We start from the raw sequence: 18782 nt of genomic DNA on the forward strand, positions 1-18782 counted from the left end.
GGAAGGTAGTGTTTCCTATCCCTTTTTTTTGTTGATATTATTTAGCTTTATAGATGATAGCCTTGAGGTTCCTTGATTGTAAATGTACGTATATATAATGAATGATGAATTTTTTGTCGTTTTCCCTCCAAATATAGATGTTCGCCTATTTTAATTAAAAAATTGAATAATATGAGATATTGCCCCACATTATTTGACATATATATAAATATTAATCAAAAATTAAGTTTTTTTTTAGTGTTAATTATATCATTATTAAGCACCCCCTCTTTTCTTTGTTTTAAGAAATTCCAAGCTAACCTATTGTTGTGGGTAATTCAGTTGGGAAATTTTTGGTATATAAATATGCATGAAGAATATTCAATCAAACCTATATAATTTATGAAAATTTTAAACATTAAAAAGGGGCATTCTCTAATGCTTTATTACAAACGGAGCTCGTAAGCTAAAAACTAATACTAACATTAACAACAAACTTCATTTGAATAATTCAATTTTATGAAAAACAAAATTTTAGGTACCAGAAAACGTTCTGGTATGATGCAAAGCTTGTCTTGTACGATATTGCTTTGTATTTTATCGATTTCGTCAAATTTATTTGCACAGACAGCTTCAAACACACAACAGACTATAAAAGGGGTTGTTTATGATGAAAACAGCCAACCTATTCCAGGTGCTACTGTTATTGTAAAAGGGACATCCAAGGGGACTGCTACCGACTTTGACGGTAATTATGAATTAACCATAACTGAACCGGACGCTGTTCTAGAGTTTAGTTACATCGGTTATAAGACCATGGAACTTCCTATAAGCGGACAGACAATTATTGATGCTACCATGGAACTGGATGTTGAAAGCTTGAAGGAAGTGGTAGTTGTAGGATACGGTACACAATTAAAAAGAGATGTAACCGGAGCTACCAGTACTGTAAAGGCAGAAGAAATTGTAAAAAGACCTATTGTTCAGGTTGAGCAGGCTCTGCAAGGAACCGCTTCAGGAGTTGTAGTTACACAAAATAGCGGGCAACCAGGACAAGGAATGAGTGTGCGAATTCGTGGTGCAAACTCCATTACAGGTAATAATGAACCTTTATATGTGATAGATGGGAATATTGGAGGGAATATTACCGGCCTTAATCCTAATGATATAGAATCGATGGAAATTCTTAAAGATGCATCCGCAACAGCAATTTATGGATCTAGAGGAGCCAATGGAGTCGTATTGATAACTACCAAAATGGGAAATTCAGGGAAAATGCAAGTTAACTTTAATACATGGTTAAGCAAGGCAAGTATACCCAAACATTTGGATTTAATGAATGCTTATGATTTTGCCACTGTGGTTAATACTACGAATGTTTCCACGGGGGGATCACCGGCATTTACAGAGGAGGATTTGACCTATTTTCAAGAATGGGGCGGAACCGATTGGCATAAAGAATTAGAACAGAAGCCACTTATTCAAAATTACGATTTAAATATTTCCGGAGGTTCGCCTGAGATGAGATACAGGGTGTCGTATAACCATTTAGATCAACCGGGACTTATTGTTAATCAGTATTTTAAGAAAGATATATTTAGGACAAATCTTGATTTAAAGGCAGGAGAACGAATTGATTTAAAGATAAATTTATCAGCACTTCAGAACAAAGGGAGGAATAATTCATATCAAGGAGACCTGACAGATCCTTTCTCACAAGCTAATATTTGGGATCCAACATCTCCAGTCAGAAATCCTGAAACAGGTCAATATATTAAAAACTCTACCTATGGATCAACCGGGTTTAATCCTGTTGCTCAAGCAAATGGTCAGTTGGAAGACACAAGTTCCAGAAGTATTAATGGAACTGGGGTTTTGGTATATAGAATTACCGACGATCTTACATTTACAACTAATAATACGTATAATATGGGGTCAGGATATAATCAGGCATTTCGTGGACTGGATACCGATGAGGGAAATACGAACGGTGTTAGGGCTACTGTATATTCCAACAAATCATGGTCATTCCAGAACAGTAATTTTTTAACGTATAAAAAGAGTATCGGCGTTCATGATATTACTTTAATGGGCTTGTATGAGCAATACAAATATGAAAATGAATGGGTCCGTGCCAATTCTAATAATTTGTCAACACCTTCATTAGGATATTACAATTTGGGATTGGGGGCCAGTCAACAAACAACATCAGGGTACACATCGGATGCATTACAATCCTATATGGTTAGGGTAAACTATGCGTACAAGAATAAATATTTGTTAACCTCTAGTGTCCGCGTTGACGGATCTTCTCATTTAACAGATAAATACAGTATCTTTCCTTCTATAGCTTTAGGCTGGAATATTTCGGAAGAAAACTTTCTTAAGGATTCAGAGATATTGACAACCTTAAAACTTCGCGCAAGTTATGGAGAGACAGGAAATCAAGCCGTGGGTGCCTACTCAACCATTCCTAGAATTCAAACGGGAGGTCCGTATTTTTATGATGGCGTTACCCCAAGTGTGACTACTCCTTTAGGCCCACCCGTATCCTCGGATTTAAAGTGGGAGATTACCAAACAAACGGACATAGGACTGGATATGGCATTCTTTTATGGAAGGCTAAATCTTGCAGTAGATGTTTATAATAAGAATATCACGGATTTACTTTATAATTATCAAGCTCCATTTTACCTTGGGGGCGATAGCTACCAACGGAATTTGGGGGCATTGAACAATAAGGGGCTGGACTTTTCAATTAGCGGAAACCCAATTGATGGCGATGCTTTTAGTTGGAGTACCAACTTTACAATGTCTTTTAACAGGAACAAAGTAAAAGATTTGGGCGGGTTGGATAATATTCAGGTAAATAATATTGGATCTGCACAATCAGGAACTACTTATCTTAAGGTAGGAAGACCTCTTGGGGAATTTTATGGCTATAAATTTTTGGGGACCTGGAAATCAAGTGAGGCAGCAGAAGCTGCTGAATATGGGATGCAGCCTGGTGATGCCAAATATGAAGATGTAAACGGAGATAATGTATACAATACTGATGATCTTATGGTAATCGGTAATGGATCGCCAGATTTCTCATTTGGGTTCATTAATGATTTGAAATATCAAAATTTTACGTTGAGTTTTATGTTTCAGGGAACGTCCGGAAATGAAATATATTCACAAACCATGGCCTACCTATGGGGAGGACAAGGGCAGGCAAAGACACCTACAACACAAGAAGCATTGAATATGTGGACTCCAGAAAATGAAACAAATAATCCGGCCTTTAGTAATACGGGTAAGAATTTTATCAATAGTAGTCGTTATGTCTACGATGCCAGCTATATCAAACTGAAAAATATCTCTTTAGCCTATGACCTTCCTAAGGGGTTGTTGGATAAATTCGGGCTTAACAATATGCAAATATATATAAGCGGGCAAAATGTATTTACCATCACAGATTATCCAGGTTATGATCCTGAGGTAAACAACGCTCAAAATGCATTGACTCAAGGACTGGAAATGGGAGTGATTCCGAATCCAAGAACCTATACCGTAGGGTTCCGGTTAGGGTTTTGATAAGTAGAGATAATTAGAAAACTTAATATTCATTCATAAAATTATAAATAATGAAAATAAAATATTTAAAACAGTTGCCATTAATTCTCTTATTGGTGATGAGTAGCTGTCAAGATTTAGAAGAAGACCCTAAAGCTGATCTGACCCCCGGGACTTATTTTCAATCACAAAGTGATTTGGACGGGGCGGTGGCATCTATGTATGAAAAATTGGCAAGAGATGGTGCATGGGGCTTTACCAGTAGGATGACTTCATACTTTGGTTCTGACGACTTGACTACGGACCCAGGCTTGAATAAAGCAGATATGAGAGATTTTGATCGTTTGTCGGGGAGTGATGGAAATGCGAGTTTAAGAGCACAATGGGAGGGACCATGGAAGGCAATATATCAAGCAAATAATGTTTTAGATAATTATGAACAGGTGAATTCTACAGAAGAATTAAAATTACAATCTGCGGGGCAGGCATATTTTATGAGAGGGATGTGCTATTATTATTTGGTGCGGACTTTTGGTGAATTACCCATTATTACCACAGAGATTGATGTAAATGACCGCCCACCAAGAGAATCAATCTCTAAAGTATATGACCAGATTGTCAGTGACCTTAATATGGCAATAGAAACTTTGCCCCCATCTTTTGAAGGCGAACCGGGCAAGGCTGATCAAATAGCAGCTAAAGCAATGTTATCGGATGTTTATCTTACCATGGCAGGCTGGCCTTTAAATGATGAACCCAAATATGCCCTATCCGCAAAATTAGCCAAGGAAGTTATGGATACGGGAGAATTTAGCTTAATGGGGGATTATTTGAGTGTGTTTACGACGAACAATAATTCAGAGTCCATTTTTGCTCTACAATATAACGTAGATGCCGGATTGCCTCAAAGGAGTTTTGGGTCTTCAGCAGTGCCTTTGGAAGAAGAGGCTCTTAATGGGATGACAGGATGGGACGATTACTATAGTGAAATAAATTTCTTTTTGAATGCACCAGACTGTAAACGTACTGATGATACATTTTATACAACCTTTAAGTTATTACAGAAACCGGAAAACACCTTTGACCTTGTTCCTTGGGATTCACCCAGAACTAGGGTTCAGCATCCTTATTATAAAAAGTTCAGAGCCGGTTTGGGAGGGGATGGCGTAAATGAAACTGATACTGAAATTATTTCTATGAACCCGAGCACAAATAAGACATTAGAGATTATTCGTTACCCTCAGGTATTATTAAATTATGCTGAAGCATCCACAATGTCTTCAGGAGGGCCTTCTTCGGAAAGCTATGCTGCAATTAACCAGGTTCGTTCAAGAGCTGGTCTAGACGATTTAACAACGGGTCTAAGCAGAGAACAATTTAGGGATTCTGTGGTATATGAAAGGGCATATGAATTTGCAGGTGAATTTGGGATTCGTTGGTTTGATATCGTACGGCTTCAATTATTGCCACAAATAATTAGTGAAAGAGCAGTAGAAAATGAGAATGCATTGTCTCCGATTGCCGTATCTGATCCTGCAAATTATTATTTGGCACCTATACCTGATAATGAAATGAGTAGAAACCCGGAATGGCAACAAAACCCAGGATACTAGGAATAGATTTTTTATAAAAAAGTACCATAATTAAATCATGCATAATTGATTAGTTTTTAGTTAGCTTAAGATGATTCCCTTTGCGGTTATAGGTAATTAATTAAAGTATATGAGCGAATCGACGACGATTATATTTGTTTAATGAAACATAAGGATAATAAATACCATTTAAATAAGTCATTGAATCCAAAACGAGTAACAGTTTATAAGGGGATTTCAATTATAATGCCTTTTTTAATACTCGTTATTATGGAATTAATCCTCCGATTGTTTCACTATGGATATAATCCAGATCTTTTTATACCCTATGATCAAGAAGGGGATTATCTTATTTTTAACCCAGAAGCCTCGAAAAAATACTTTTCGGATATCTCTTATGCAACACAGGGAAACCGTGAACCTTTTAAAAGGGAAAAGCCTTTCGGAACATATAGAATATTCGTTTTAGGGGAATCAACTACCCTTGGCTATCCTTATTTTCACAACGGATCATTTCATAGGTGGTTGGAATATCGTTTTATGAAGGATTATCCAGAAAAGGATATCGAAATTATAAACTTATCATTAACAGCTGTAAATACATATACCATTGCAGGGTTTGCCAAAAGGCTTTCCAGTTATAAACCAGATGCGGTATTAATCTATGTAGGGCACAATGAATATTATGGAGCCATGGGAATAGCATCTACGCAAACTATTGGAGCCAACCCAATATTGGTACAAAGTGTCATATATCTCAGGAAATTTAAAGTTGCCCAGCTAATTTCCAACACACTTACTGCCCTTCGGGGATTATGGAATGAAGAACCTGATTCGGAAAGTTCCAGAATGGCTTTGATGGTTAATAGTGATAATATTTCTTTTGATTCCATTCTTTATAAAAAAGGGCTTTATCAATTTGAATATAATCTTAATAGAACATTGAGACAATTTAGCAAAGAAGGGATTCCGGTTTATATAGGGAACCTTGTTTGTAATGAAAAAGACTTGCCTCCATTTGAAAGCCATATTAGCGATGATACAGATAAGAAATTTATGCCTTTATTCGAACAGGGGGTAGAGGCAATTCGATTGAAAGATACATTAACGGCGTTTCAATATTTGTCAAAAGCCAATAGTGTGTATTCAAGACATGCTCTATGCAATTATTATATGGGAACACTTTTTTATCAAAAAAGGTTATATGACAGTGCAGCCTCCTATTTCTCAAAAGCTATAGATTTTGATGGCCTTAAATTTAGAGCACCTGGTAGTTTTAATGAAATCATCGAGACATTAGCTTCACGATATGAGGGTGTATATTTGGTGGACTGTGACCAATTGTTCAGGAGAGCTTCCATACATAATATACCTGGAGATAATCTTTTTACTGATCACGTGCATCCAAACCTTAGAGGATATGCATTAATGAGTGATGCCTATTTCAGAAAATTAAAAGAAAGCGATGAGTTTTCATTTATGGTAAGAAAGGGCATTTCTCTCAAGGAGCTTTATAGGGAGATGCCCATTACAGCTTTAGACTCTTTATGTGGTAAATATCGTATACAGCATTTAAAGGCCTCATGGCCATATAAAAATGATTATAAATGTAAGCTAAAAATAACTCTCCCCGAAGAAGAAATATCACAAAAAGTGGTCTCCCACAAGCTCAATTGGTTAAAAGCAAATCAGGATTTATATATGTATTATGTACAAAATAATAAGCTGTACAATGCTTCAAAAGTTGCTGAATCGATGGTTTTAGAATTTCCGAAAGACCCAGTTTTTTCCAAAAAGGCGGCTCAGGTATATGGTCAAATAAATATACCGAAAAAAGCATTTTTTTATATGGAAAGATCATTTAAACAGCATTCCTCTTTGGATAAAGCACGATTCCTATTAGTATATGCCTTAAAACTAGACGATCCTAAAACCGCTTTGTCTTATATAAATTATATCGGATTGAATGGCCGCTTTGAAAGGAACAGAATAACCCAGCTTATAAAAACAACACGGGAAATTATAAAACTGAAGGATACCATAGAAAAAGCAAGTCAACCTATACCTATATGGTTGGATATTGCAGACAAGTATAAACTGTTAAATACAAATGAAATGGCTATGGTATACCTGAAAAAAGTTTTAGAGGTGGATCAAGACAATAAAGCAGCTCAAAAATTACTTGCCAACATTAAGAAGAATATAGTAAAAGGATGAATATGGGTATAAAATATAAGGAGATTTCAAAAGAACAAGCGATTGATTTTGGCTTGGTCTGCATATTGCTGGAAGCTATCTATGGGTTTAATGAACCTGATAGAGTTATATATTTATTAATGGCCGGTTTAGTGTTGATATTATTGACTTTTCCTCTTTTGTTGAGGCCATTTGCTTTTTTGTGGTATGGTTTAGCTGGCATTTTAAATAGGGTAAGCAGTTTTTTAACCTTAAGTCTCGTTTATTTTTTGATGGTTACCCCTATTGGTTTCTTTAGAAAGCTATATATGAAAGATGGACTAATGCTTTATATGTTTAAAAAGGGGAACACATCTGTTTTTCATAATGTGGATAAGGATTTTACTTCTGGAGATTTTGAAAGAACCTTTTAAACACTTTGCATCAATGGATTTTATAGTAGAGCTATTTTATTTTCTGAAATATCGTAAGAAATACTGGATGATACCATTAATATGTACTCTTTTGGCATTATCGCTCTTAATGATCGCTACGGGTATATCTGCACTTTCACCATTAATATATTCCGTTTTTTAGATGAGTAGAATAGCAATCATAGGGATATCTGCCTATTTCCATGATAGCGCAGTGGCATTAATTATAGATGGAGAAATTATTGCCGCAGCCCAAGAGGAAAGGTTTAGTAGAATAAAAAATGATGCTAGTTTTCCAATTAACGCGTTGCGGTACATTTTGGAAAGGGCATATATGCATACAGATAAGATATCTGCCGTGGTTTTTTATGAAAAACCTTTTTTAAAGTTTGAGAGAATCGTGGAGATGTACCACATATTTGCCCCATATGGATTTAAGAGCTTTTTGGAGGCTATACCAATCTGGATAAAGGAAAAGCTTTTTTTAAAACGGAAGATACAAGTTGAAATTAAAGGGCTAGGGCTGGGCAATGTACCGCTATTATTTTCTGAGCATCATTTGTCACATGCAGGAAGTGCGTTTTATCCTTCTCCATATGAAAAAGCTGCAATATTAATAGTTGACGGTGTTGGGGAATGGGCAACCATGAGTATAGGATTTGGTTATGGAAAAAATATAAAAATCCTGAAGGAGTTAAGGTTTCCCCATTCATTGGGCTTATTCTATTCGGCTTTTACCCATTATTTGGGATTCCGGGTTAATAATGGAGAATATAAGGTAATGGGGTTAGCACCATATGGCGATATAGGTTCAGAAGAGTGTCAAAGAGTATATAATACCTTGTTGTCCGAGGTGATTGATATTCGGGAAGACGGATCCATATTGCTCAACATGAAATATTTTAATTATGTCAATGGCTTGACCATGACAAATAATGATGAAATATATAACCTCATACAAATACCATATCGTAAATCAGATGACATAATAACTCAAGGTCATAAGAATTTGGCAATGGCCATTCAGAAAATAACAGAAGAGGTAATGATTGCCCTGGCGAAAACAGCAAAGGAAATTACACAATGTAATTATTTGGTATTGGCTGGAGGTGTTGCCCTTAACTGTGTGGCCAATACAAAAATATTGGAGTCCAACTTATATGGAGGTATTTGGGTACAGCCAGCGGCTGGCGATGCTGGTGGGGCCATAGGGGCTGCCTTGAATATATATCATCAGTATTTTCATCGACCCCGAACTGAAAACTATGCCCATAAAATTAGTTCGTATTATTTAGGGCCAAAATATAGCTTAAGTCAAATAGAAACAGTACTCCTAAAGAACCGTGTAAATTATAAGCAATTTCGTGATTCATTTCAACTATACAATGAGGTTGCCTGTATGTTGGAAAAAGGAGCGGTAGTTGGTTGGTTTCAAGGAAGAATGGAGTTCGGGCCAAGGGCATTAGGGAATAGAAGTATTCTAGCAGACCCTAGATTAATTGAAATGCAAAAGCACCTAAATCAAAAAGTAAAATTTAGGGAAGACTTTCGCCCTTTCGCTCCTTGTGTTCTCAAAGAGGATTTCGAAGAATATTTTATGGGGAAAGGAATTTATGATTACATGTTATTTGTAGCCTATTGCAAGGAACATCAGCCATTGAAAGGAGATAAAAACAAGGAAGTTTTAAAAAAAGATTTGAATGTATTTCCCGCAGTTGTCCATTTGGATTATTCTTCAAGGGTCCAATCTGTAGACCGTACCCATAATGAAAAATTATGGAAACTGCTTAAGGCTTTTAAGAAGAAGACCGGGGTTGGGATGTTGGTTAATACCTCTTTTAATGTCATGGATGAGCCTATTGTTTGCTCACCAGAAGATGCCTATAGGAATTTTATAAAGTCAGGAATAGATGTTCTTGTAATGGAAAATTTTTTAATTAAAAAGTATAACAAATGCTCTCTTTGAAAATCTTTATAAAACCGAAAGCTGTAATCTATCTCTGTATTTTCTCTTTGTTTTTTTTCAGAAATGGTTATGCACAAAAAAGCGGAGATTTTTATTTTGATCGAAGGGGAATCTCGCAAAATGTACTGGAAAATTACCTTGACAGGGCTGTTACGATGGTTTATTTTTTAATGCCAGAGAAACCTGAAGGAAAGAGATTGTATCCTTTTCATCAAGATGATGTACGACTAATCCAAAATATTCACCCCAAATTTATTGGAAGGTCTATTTACAGATGGGGAGGAGAGGCTTTGTTAAATAAAGACTCTTTTTGGGATACGGCCCAAAAATGGGTTGACACTATTCATAAATTTGACCGTGAAATTATTTTTCAGGGCTGTTTATTCGAGATTGTTACTAAAGAAGTCGACCAAGTTCAGATTCCAAATTGGGTATTTAAGGATTTTGGAATTCCTGTGGAAGAAAGAACATTTATATATGCTAAAATGCTTAATAAGAGCGGAATGTATGTAGATCATTGGAGAAAAGGGAGTAGTGTCCCTGATATAAGCAGAAAAGAAACCCAAATGTGGTTTTATTATTTGGCTGCATCATATATAAAAATAGGGTGTGAAGCATTACATCTGGGGCAGGTTGAGCTAATAGGCATGAATGACCATGATTTAGAATATTGGAAATTCTTAATAGATAAAATAAGGCTTTTCGCAACTCGTAATGCACGTCGTAATTGGGTTTTATTAGATGCTCATGTCCCCAATCACGGAATGATCAAAAATGGTGAAAGTTTAATTGATTTTAATTCATTTCCACTTCGTATAAAGGAAACCCCTGAAAATTTTTTAGAAGGGAAGTTAGAAGTAGGATATCTGGATGCTTTATATACAAAAAGCAAGGGCTGTTATAGTCCGAGCGGATGGAAATGTGAACATCTTCCTTATCTGGTAGAGTTCGATAATTACGGGAGGGGAAAAACTCCCAATCAAGCAGACCTTACAACACATTTTGTATGGGGTTGGGATGAAATTTCATGGTTTTCACTCCAAAAAGAACCATATAGGAACAAATGGTTATCCTATGCATATCATTGGATTAAGGATACAGATTCATATGGTCATTTACAAATGCCCATAAATAGAATGATTTCATGTCCAAATAATAGCCAGGGAAGTTATCGAGCCAATACGAAATCCGGAAATTGCCCCATAGGATATAATCAAGAAGAAACCATTAAGGCATTATGGTTTAATAATAACAAACAGAAAAAATAATATCTACTTGCGATGGGTTCAAAAATAATGGTCAAATGGATACTAAATATATTGTCTTGTATTCCATTGATACTACAAGCACAAGAGGAGAATTTTACGGATTATGTTGACCCATTCATTGGATCGGGTGGACACGGTCATGTTTTTATAGGAGCTAATGTTCCCTTCGGAGGGGTGCAACTAGGGCCAAATAATATTTATAAAGGATGGGACTGGTGTTCGGGCTATAATTATGCTGACAGTCTTATCATAGGTTTTTCTCATTTAAGGCTTAGTGGAACCGGAATCGGTGACTTGGGCGATATTTTGATAATGCCTTATACCGGTAAAGTCAAATTGAATAAGGGAAAGCAGGAATTCCCTCATAATGGGTATTTGTCAACCTTTAGCCATAATAAAGAGAAAGCTGAACCAGGTTATTACAAAGTAACGATGGATAATAAGGTAATTGTAGAATTGACTAGTACCGAAAGAGTAGGATATCATAAATATCAATTTCCGCCTGATGAGCAATCACAAATTATAATTGACCTAACCGAAGGGATTAACGACCAAACAAAAGAGGCCTTCTTAGAACGTGTAGACAGCCATACCTTGATAGGATATCGTTATTCCTCAGGTTGGGCTAAAAATCAAAAAATTTATTTTGCTATTAAAACCTCTAAAGCCATTGAATCTTTGGAAATATATAGTAATAATAATCGACTGATAGAATCCGAGAGTTATACCGCTACCATGATAAAGGGGTTAATTAGGTTTAAAGAAAGTCCTTTGGATTATGAAATGAAAGTTGGAATTTCACCTGTAAGTACTAAGAATGCCCTGTATAATATAGATAAGGAGGTGCCGGACTGGGATTTTGATAAAATAAAGAAGAAAGCAAGAATAAAATGGAATAATGAACTTTCAAAAATAGAGGTTAGTAGAGAAGATTCAGTAGCAACAAAGATTTTTTATACCTCTATGTACCACTTGTTTATGCACCCTTCTTTATTTAATGATGCTAATGGGGATTACAGGGGGGCTGATGGGAAAGTATATACGAATAAACGATTTAATAACTATAGTGTTTTTTCAACCTGGGACACTTATCGAGCAGTACATCCATTATTTACACTATTACAACCCAAACGTATTAATGATTTTATCGATAGTATGCTTTCCATTGAAATACAACAGGGATATTTGCCTGTTTGGCACCTCCATGGGAATGAAACAGGAACCATGGTGGGGATTAGTAGTCTGCAAATTATAGCGGAAGCAGTTATTAAAGGATATGATGGTTTTGATGTTGACAAAGCATATCAGGCTGTAAAAAGAACCTCTATGTCTGATGTTAGGGGGATGGATTATGTAAAAAATTTAAAACCAATCCCATCAGATAGCAATGTCAAAGAACCTTTAGCGATGGGTATGGAGCTAGCTATAGGTGACGGTAGTACTGCCTTAATGGCTCAATACTTGGGGAATAAAGAGGATTATGAGTATTTCTATAAACGCTCCATGAATTATAAATTGTATTATGATGATGATAAGGGGTTTTTTAGGGGAAAACTTTCAGATGGCTCGTGGAATCCACATTTTGATCCATTTGTTTCAACTGGTCAACGGGCAGAAGATTTTACGGAAGGGAATGCTTGGCAGTACCTATGGTTGGTCCCTCAGGATGTACATGGCTTAATCTCTTTATTGGGAGGGGATTTGGCATTTAATGAGCGTTTGGATCAGTTCTTTCATGTGGAATCTCCGCATGAAGAGGTACTGGTTGATCTTTCTGGAGCTATTGGGCAATATGCACATGGTAACGAACCAAGTCATCACATTGCCTATTTATATAACTATAGTGGAGCCCAGTGGAAATCAGCAGAAAAGATACGTCATATTACAACTTCGTTTTATCATGCATTACCCGATGGAATTATTGGAAATGAAGACTGTGGTCAGATGTCTGCGTGGTATATATTTTCATCTATGGGATTTTATCCGGTATTTCCGGCATCTGGCAAGTATGTTTTTGGGAGCCCTTTATTCAAAAAAGTTAATTTGAATTTGCCAAATGGAAAAAGCTTGTTGATCGAGACAGAAAGCAATGGTCTTGAAAATCTTTATATCCAAAAGATATTTTTCAATGAGAAACCTCTATACAACTCATATATTACCCATGATCAACTTTTAGAAGGAGGGAAATTAAAGTTTGTAATGGGAAATCAACCAAATAAGCAATTCGGACAAAATATAATTAATCGACCATAATTTTAAATTAAATTACCATAGAATGATTAAATCCAAAAAAGCAATTTTCATAGGGTTATTACTAATGCTCTATGGGTGTACCTATAATACTCTTAACCCTATATATAAAGATGCTTCCCAATCTGTAGACAGTAGAGTGGCAGACCTTATTTCTAAAATGACCCTGCAAGAGAAAATAAAACAAATGGATATGTATTGGGGCAAGGAGGTGGCCATCATGAAGGGACATGATGCAATAAAGTTTTCTGAAGAAAAAATTTCACAAATGATGGATTCGTCTGGAATGGGATCAATTCATGATTTTTACCCATTAGATCCTAATATTGGCAATCAAATACAAAAATATGCTTTAGAAAAAACCAGATTAGGAATTCCAGTTATGTTTATAGAGGAAGGGTTACATGGCTATTCTGGTAAAAATAGTACTACTTTTCCCGTTCCATTACAACTTGCCAGTGCCTGGGATTCTACTCTGGTTAAAAAGATAGGTAGGGTAATAGCCAGTGAGAGTCGTATGCACGGTATACATATGATACTGGGGCCGGTCTTGGGACTTGCCAGGGATCCGAGATGGGGACGAGTAGAAGAAACCTTTGGGGAAGATCCATATCTAACTGCCTTAAATGGAACTGCCATGGTTATGGGGTTGCAAGGGGATACCTTAAGTAATGACAATGCCGTTATTGCAGAGCCCAAACATTTTGCCATACATAGTATTCCGGAAGCAGGAAGTAACATAGCTCCAGCATATATTGGGGAAAGAGAAGCTAGATCTAGCTTTTTGGTGCCGTTTGAGATGGCTGTCCGTAAAGGAAAGGCAAAAGGGATCATGGCTGCATATCATGAACTGGACGGCGTCCCTTGTGTATTTAATAAATGGCTTTTAAAATCGGTTTTACGTGACGAATGGGGCTTTAAAGGGTTTGTATTGTCTGATCTTGGAGCTATTCGAATGACTATTGAAAATCATAAAGTAGTAAAAGATACTGTAGAGGCCTTAGCCAATACTCTAAATGCGGGCTTAAATATGCAGTTTTACGATTTTAAACATGAAAGTTTTATGGATGCCATAGTGCAGGCAGTCGATCAGGGGCTATTAGATATGGAAACTATTGATGATGCCGTTGGGGATATTTTGAGGCTAAAGTTTGAACTGGGTCTTTTTGATAACCCGTATGTGAAGGTAAATAATAATTCGGATTTTCATAACAAGAAGCATCAATACCTGGCTTTGGAAGCAGCCCAAAAAAGTATTGTATTGCTTAAAAATGAAAAGGGGATATTGCCTATATCAGGGAAATACGAAAATATCGCTATAATCGGGGATTTAGCTACCAGCACTTATCCAGGAGGATATTCCAATCCAGATAAGAAAACAATTTCAATTTTAGAAGGATTAAAACAACGCTTGGCAACTTCAAAAAGCATTCAATACGAAAAGGGATACAGCTTGAAAGATACATTGGATTCAGAAAAATTAAAGACATCTGCTGTTAAAGTGTCTCAGGCATCAGATCTAGCTATCGTAGTTATAGGTGAAAACATTGAAAAGGTTGGAGAAGGAAAAGATCGTTCAGATTTGGAACTTGATTCGAATCAATTGGAATTGCTAAAAGCAGTCTATGGAACAGGAACCCCTGTGGTTGCTATATTATTTAATGGACGACCCCTAGGTTTAAATTGGGTAGACGAACATATACCTTCTATTGTTGAATCATGGTTCTCCGGAGAAAAAAATGGTTTGGCCGTTGCAGATGTTTTATCCGGAACAGTGAACCCTTCCGGAAAGCTTCCTATAAGTTTTCCCAGATCTGTGGGACAACTTCCTTTTTATTATAACCATAAGCCCTCCTCCAAACATAATTATGTAGATATCGACAATACACCTTTATATAGCTTTGGACATGGTTTGAGCTATACAACCTATGCATATTCTAATTTGCGATTATCGTCTTCGGAAATAGGAATAGAAGACTCCTTAACGGTTAAAATGACCATAACAAATACAGGATCACGCTCAGGGGAAGAAGTGGTACAAGTTTATCTAAACGATATGATAAGCAGCGTGACTACCCCGGTAAAATCTCTTTGTGGTTTTAAAAAAGTATTTCTGGAGCCCAAAGAGAGTAAATCTATAAGTTTTCAACTGCATAATGAAGCCTTTAGACTTTGGAACCAAGAAATGAAACACCTAGTTGAGCCTGGAACCTTTCAAATTATGATAGGAAGTAGCGCTGGCGATATACGATTAATAAAGAATATTGAAATCAAAAAATAATGATAGAAAATAAAATTTTTTTTAAGGTACTTTTTTCATGTACTCTAACCTTTGCACTATGTTTCATTAGTATAGAAATCAGGGCTCAGGATCAAACGTATAACAAGGTTTTTAATCCTGTAAAAGGCATGGTAAGAACTTATGAAAAACCATATAGGGATGAGATTTCCCTTAATGGGAAATGGAAGTTTATGCCAGTGATGGCGAAAGATACCTCTATGTTTATAAGACCGGATGTTTTTCAATGGGAGAATACACCACTTAAGATTCCATCTCCATGGAATGTAAATTCATTTGCAGGGCAAAAAGGAGGAGATTTCGTGACCTATCCATCTTACCCCAAATCATGGGAAAGCGCAAGTATTGGATGGATGCAAAAAGAATTTGAGATTCCTGAATATTGGTTGGGGAATAAACTCATATTGCATTTTAAAGCCATAGCCGGATATGCTAAAATATATGTAAATGGTAATTTTGTGGGGGAGAACCTCGATATATTTTTTTCAACTATAGTTGATGTTTCGAAATATCTAAAAGAAGGAAAAAATGTATTAACCGTTGGTATAGCTAAAGCAAGCTTAACAGATGACCAGGGAAGGTATGGTCGACGAAATTACATTGCCGGATCATTTTGGGGACAGCATATAGCCGGAATTTGGCAAGATGTTTCTTTAATAAAGGTTCCACAGATTAATATCTCAGACGTATACATACAGCCTAAAGTTTCCAAAGATGAACTGACCCTAGCCATAAAGCTTAAAAACAATGGCCATAAAGATGAAAAAATAAAACTACAAACATCAATACAGGTTTGGAACAGGCCACAACCGTTAAGTATAGATAACCTTGCTGAGATTGATGGATTGGAAAAAGAGGTGTTTTCTATAAAATATCCCCAATTAATAAATATTGCCGTAGGGGATAGTGTCGTTGTGTATCTTCATACCAAAGTTGATGGACGGTTACAATACTGGACGCCGGACACTCCAAATTTATATGGAGCTGTTGTAAAGTTGACAAAAGCCTCCGATAATACAGTCCTTGATCAAAAGTATACCCGTTTTGGGTGGCGGGAATTTAAAATTAGGGGGCAAAATTTATATTTAAATGGACGTCCGATAGAACTTAAAGGGGATTCTTGGCATTTTATGGGAATTCCCCAAATGACCCGGAGATATGCCTGGGGATGGTTTAAAATGTTAAAAGATGCGAAAGCCAATGCAGTTCGATTACATGCACAACCCTTTCCGGATTTTTATTTGGATATGGCAGATGAAATGGGGATTTGTGTATTGGATGAAACGGCTATATGGTCCAGTGACGGTGGACCGAGAATGGATTCTGAAGCTTATTGGACTTCTGCAAAATCTCATGTAAAAAATTTGGTATTGCGTGACAGAAATCATCCTGCAGTATTTGGATGGAGTGTTTGTAATGAAACGCTTCCCGTAGCGATTCATGTTTTTCATGCTCCCGAGACTATCATACAACGACAAATAACTGAAATCAACAACTGGATTTCAATAGTAAGGGAAACAGATTCTACAAGGAACTGGATTTCGGGTGATGGAGAAACAATGAAGCCTACTCATCTTCCGACAGTTATCGGTCATTATGGAAATGAAGAATCTATGAAAGAATGGTCGACAATGGGAAAACCATGGGGGATTGGAGAAACTGGAATGGCTTATTATGGAACCCCAAAACAAGTCGCCACTGTAAATGGAAATAGGGCCTATGAGTCTCAATTAGGTAGGATGGAGGGGTTGGCAACGGAGGCTTACAAACTTTTAAACTTACAAAAAAAATATAACGCTGTTTACCGTAGCATATTTAATATAATTTGGTACGGACTTAAACCATTGCCATTGGGGCTTGATAATACCAGTCGTTCCGCCACATTAGAGGATGGTATATTTTTTACTGCATACAAAGAGGGGCAGCCTGGGGTACAACCGGAACGTTTGGGGCCATATACCACTACATTAAATCCTGGCTATGATCCCAATTTGCCACTTTATGAGCCTTGGCCATTGTTCGAAGCTGTAAGGGCTGCAAATAGTAATGATGAATTTGTTATTGGAGACAACCCTATTGAAAAGAATTTTAACCAATCGTCGGCCCCGGCTCCAAGATCAACATTTATAGTTTCAGGTGAACAAAGCAGAATTTATTCCTACTTAACAGATCTGGGGGTAAATAAGGTAAGCTATAAAAGGGCGGGTATTGTTATTGTTGATGCTACCAACCCAGGGGATATCATAAAAGCTAAGAAATATATTCAAAACGGTGTTAGAAAGAATAAAACTTTCTTAATTATGGGAATACACCCCGGGGCAATTTCCTGGCTGACTGAAAGTGTACCTTTTCCTATTAAAATAACAAATAGAAAAGCGACATCCTTTCTTTTAGGCAAACCTGACATTATCAATATGAATATTAATAATGAAGACTTATACTTCAGTGAGTTAGTTAAAAATCCAGTTATGGAAAATGGGTTGTTTATAGACAGCCCCCAAGCAGTATCAATTATTGAAGCATCAAATACAGATTGGGCTTTATGGAATGGACAGGCTGAATATCAAAAAACAGCAGCGGTATATAAAAATGAACTTTTAAAAAAGGAATCTGGCATTGCCTTATATAAGGTGGATACTGGTAGAGGGGTTTATTATCTAACTACTTTAAAACTACTTGATTTAAGAAATAATGCTGATTGGTTAATAAAAAAAATGTTATCCAATTTGGGCGTAACATTTAATGAGCTTTCTGTAAAAGATCTTTCAGTTATGGACAATGACGGTGTGATTGACAGGGCATTATATCTAGAAGAGGGTTCTCAAATTTTAAACATGGATATTGAGAATATCAATGAGGATATAATAACAGAAAAGGTCGTTACATCTAATAATTCAGGATATATTAAAATACCATATGAAAAAAGTAAAAGTAATTCTTACCTCAGTTTTTGGGTAGATTCTCCTAGATCATTAAAAAACTTGCTAATCGAACCTGATATGCCCCGATTAGATTTGATAATCAGTGGTCAAGAACAGTATGTTATTAAAATCAATAATGAAGCATTGGATATGAGAAAAGGCAGGCAAAATTCTTTTAAAGGACTCCCGCTTGAAAAAGGCTGGAATCATATTCAAATATATCCAGAAGGAAAGAACACAAAGGTACCTATTAAGATTGAAATAAAATCAAGTAAAAAAGGCTTTCTAAATAAAATAAAAACGTCATTAATAAATCAAAATAATAATTGAGATTAAGAAA

Annotated in this window: 10 protein-coding genes; all 10 read left to right on the forward strand. The window is 36.3% G+C overall.

All coding sequences use genetic code 11. From position 1 onward, the window contains the following. The first annotated feature begins 498 nt into the window (after positions 1–498). The 10 genes from PSF86_RS01560 (at position 499) to PSF86_RS01605 (ending at position 18772) form a co-directional block, all read left to right on the forward strand. Positions 499–3558 (forward strand): SusC/RagA family TonB-linked outer membrane protein, encoded by a 3060-nt coding sequence (locus PSF86_RS01560; RefSeq protein WP_277898297.1) that lies wholly within the window; start codon positions 499–501, stop codon positions 3556–3558. Positions 3559–3656: 98 nt separating this feature from the next. Continuing rightward, entirely contained in the window at positions 3657–5150 is a 1494-nt protein-coding gene (locus tag PSF86_RS01565; protein WP_277898298.1) for a RagB/SusD family nutrient uptake outer membrane protein, read from the forward strand. A 249-nt stretch (positions 5151–5399) separates the two neighbouring features. Further along, a complete protein-coding gene (locus PSF86_RS01570; RefSeq protein WP_277898299.1) occupies positions 5400–7346 on the forward strand; it encodes an SGNH/GDSL hydrolase family protein in 1947 nt (648 codons plus the stop codon). 2 nt (positions 7347–7348) lie between these two features. Then, positions 7349–7738, forward strand: a complete 390-nt coding sequence (locus PSF86_RS01575; RefSeq protein ID WP_277898300.1) for a hypothetical protein — start codon at positions 7349–7351, stop codon at positions 7736–7738. Between the two features lie 13 nt (positions 7739–7751). Beyond that, positions 7752–7901 (forward strand): DUF5989 family protein, encoded by a 150-nt coding sequence (locus PSF86_RS01580; RefSeq protein ID WP_277898301.1) that lies wholly within the window; start codon positions 7752–7754, stop codon positions 7899–7901. Continuing rightward, positions 7902–9704: a carbamoyltransferase family protein gene (locus tag PSF86_RS01585; protein ID WP_277898302.1), complete on the forward strand. Its 1803-nt coding sequence runs from the start codon at positions 7902–7904 to the stop codon at positions 9702–9704. Continuing rightward, entirely contained in the window at positions 9692–10972 is a 1281-nt protein-coding gene (locus tag PSF86_RS01590; RefSeq protein ID WP_277898303.1) for a hypothetical protein, read from the forward strand. The genes PSF86_RS01585 and PSF86_RS01590 overlap by 13 nt, the downstream gene beginning before the upstream one ends. A gap of 12 nt (positions 10973–10984) precedes the next feature. Continuing rightward, positions 10985–13225 carry a GH92 family glycosyl hydrolase gene (locus PSF86_RS01595; protein WP_277898304.1) on the forward strand — a complete coding sequence of 747 codons (2241 nt, stop codon included), beginning with the start codon at positions 10985–10987 and terminating at the stop codon, positions 13223–13225. A gap of 22 nt (positions 13226–13247) precedes the next feature. After that, a complete protein-coding gene (locus tag PSF86_RS01600) occupies positions 13248–15503 on the forward strand; it encodes a glycoside hydrolase family 3 N-terminal domain-containing protein (RefSeq protein WP_277898305.1) in 2256 nt (751 codons plus the stop codon). Next, entirely contained in the window at positions 15503–18772 is a 3270-nt protein-coding gene (locus PSF86_RS01605; protein WP_277898306.1) for a glycoside hydrolase family 2 protein, read from the forward strand. Before PSF86_RS01600 ends, PSF86_RS01605 begins: the two co-directional genes overlap by 1 nt. The last annotated feature ends 10 nt before the right edge of the window (positions 18773–18782 follow it).

The organism is Galbibacter pacificus (assembly GCF_029603165.1).
GTDB lineage: Bacteria > Bacteroidota > Bacteroidia > Flavobacteriales > Flavobacteriaceae > Galbibacter > Galbibacter pacificus.

Excerpts from the sequence above, each read along its gene's own strand:
- PSF86_RS01560 (WP_277898297.1), top strand. The coding sequence starts at position 499 with ATGAAAAACAAAATTTTAGGTACCAGAAAACGTTCTGGTATGATGCAA.
- PSF86_RS01565 (WP_277898298.1), top strand. The coding sequence starts at position 3,657 with ATGAGTAGCTGTCAAGATTTAGAAGAAGACCCTAAAGCTGATCTGACC.
- PSF86_RS01570 (WP_277898299.1), top strand. The coding sequence starts at position 5,400 with ATGGAATTAATCCTCCGATTGTTTCACTATGGATATAATCCAGATCTT.
- PSF86_RS01575 (WP_277898300.1), top strand. The coding sequence starts at position 7,349 with ATGGGTATAAAATATAAGGAGATTTCAAAAGAACAAGCGATTGATTTT.
- PSF86_RS01580 (WP_277898301.1), top strand. The coding sequence starts at position 7,752 with ATGGATTTTATAGTAGAGCTATTTTATTTTCTGAAATATCGTAAGAAA.
- PSF86_RS01585 (WP_277898302.1), top strand. The coding sequence starts at position 7,902 with ATGAGTAGAATAGCAATCATAGGGATATCTGCCTATTTCCATGATAGC.
- PSF86_RS01590 (WP_277898303.1), top strand. The coding sequence starts at position 9,692 with ATGCTCTCTTTGAAAATCTTTATAAAACCGAAAGCTGTAATCTATCTC.
- PSF86_RS01595 (WP_277898304.1), top strand. The coding sequence starts at position 10,985 with ATGGGTTCAAAAATAATGGTCAAATGGATACTAAATATATTGTCTTGT.
- PSF86_RS01600 (WP_277898305.1), top strand. The coding sequence starts at position 13,248 with ATGATTAAATCCAAAAAAGCAATTTTCATAGGGTTATTACTAATGCTC.
- PSF86_RS01605 (WP_277898306.1), top strand. The coding sequence starts at position 15,503 with ATGATAGAAAATAAAATTTTTTTTAAGGTACTTTTTTCATGTACTCTA.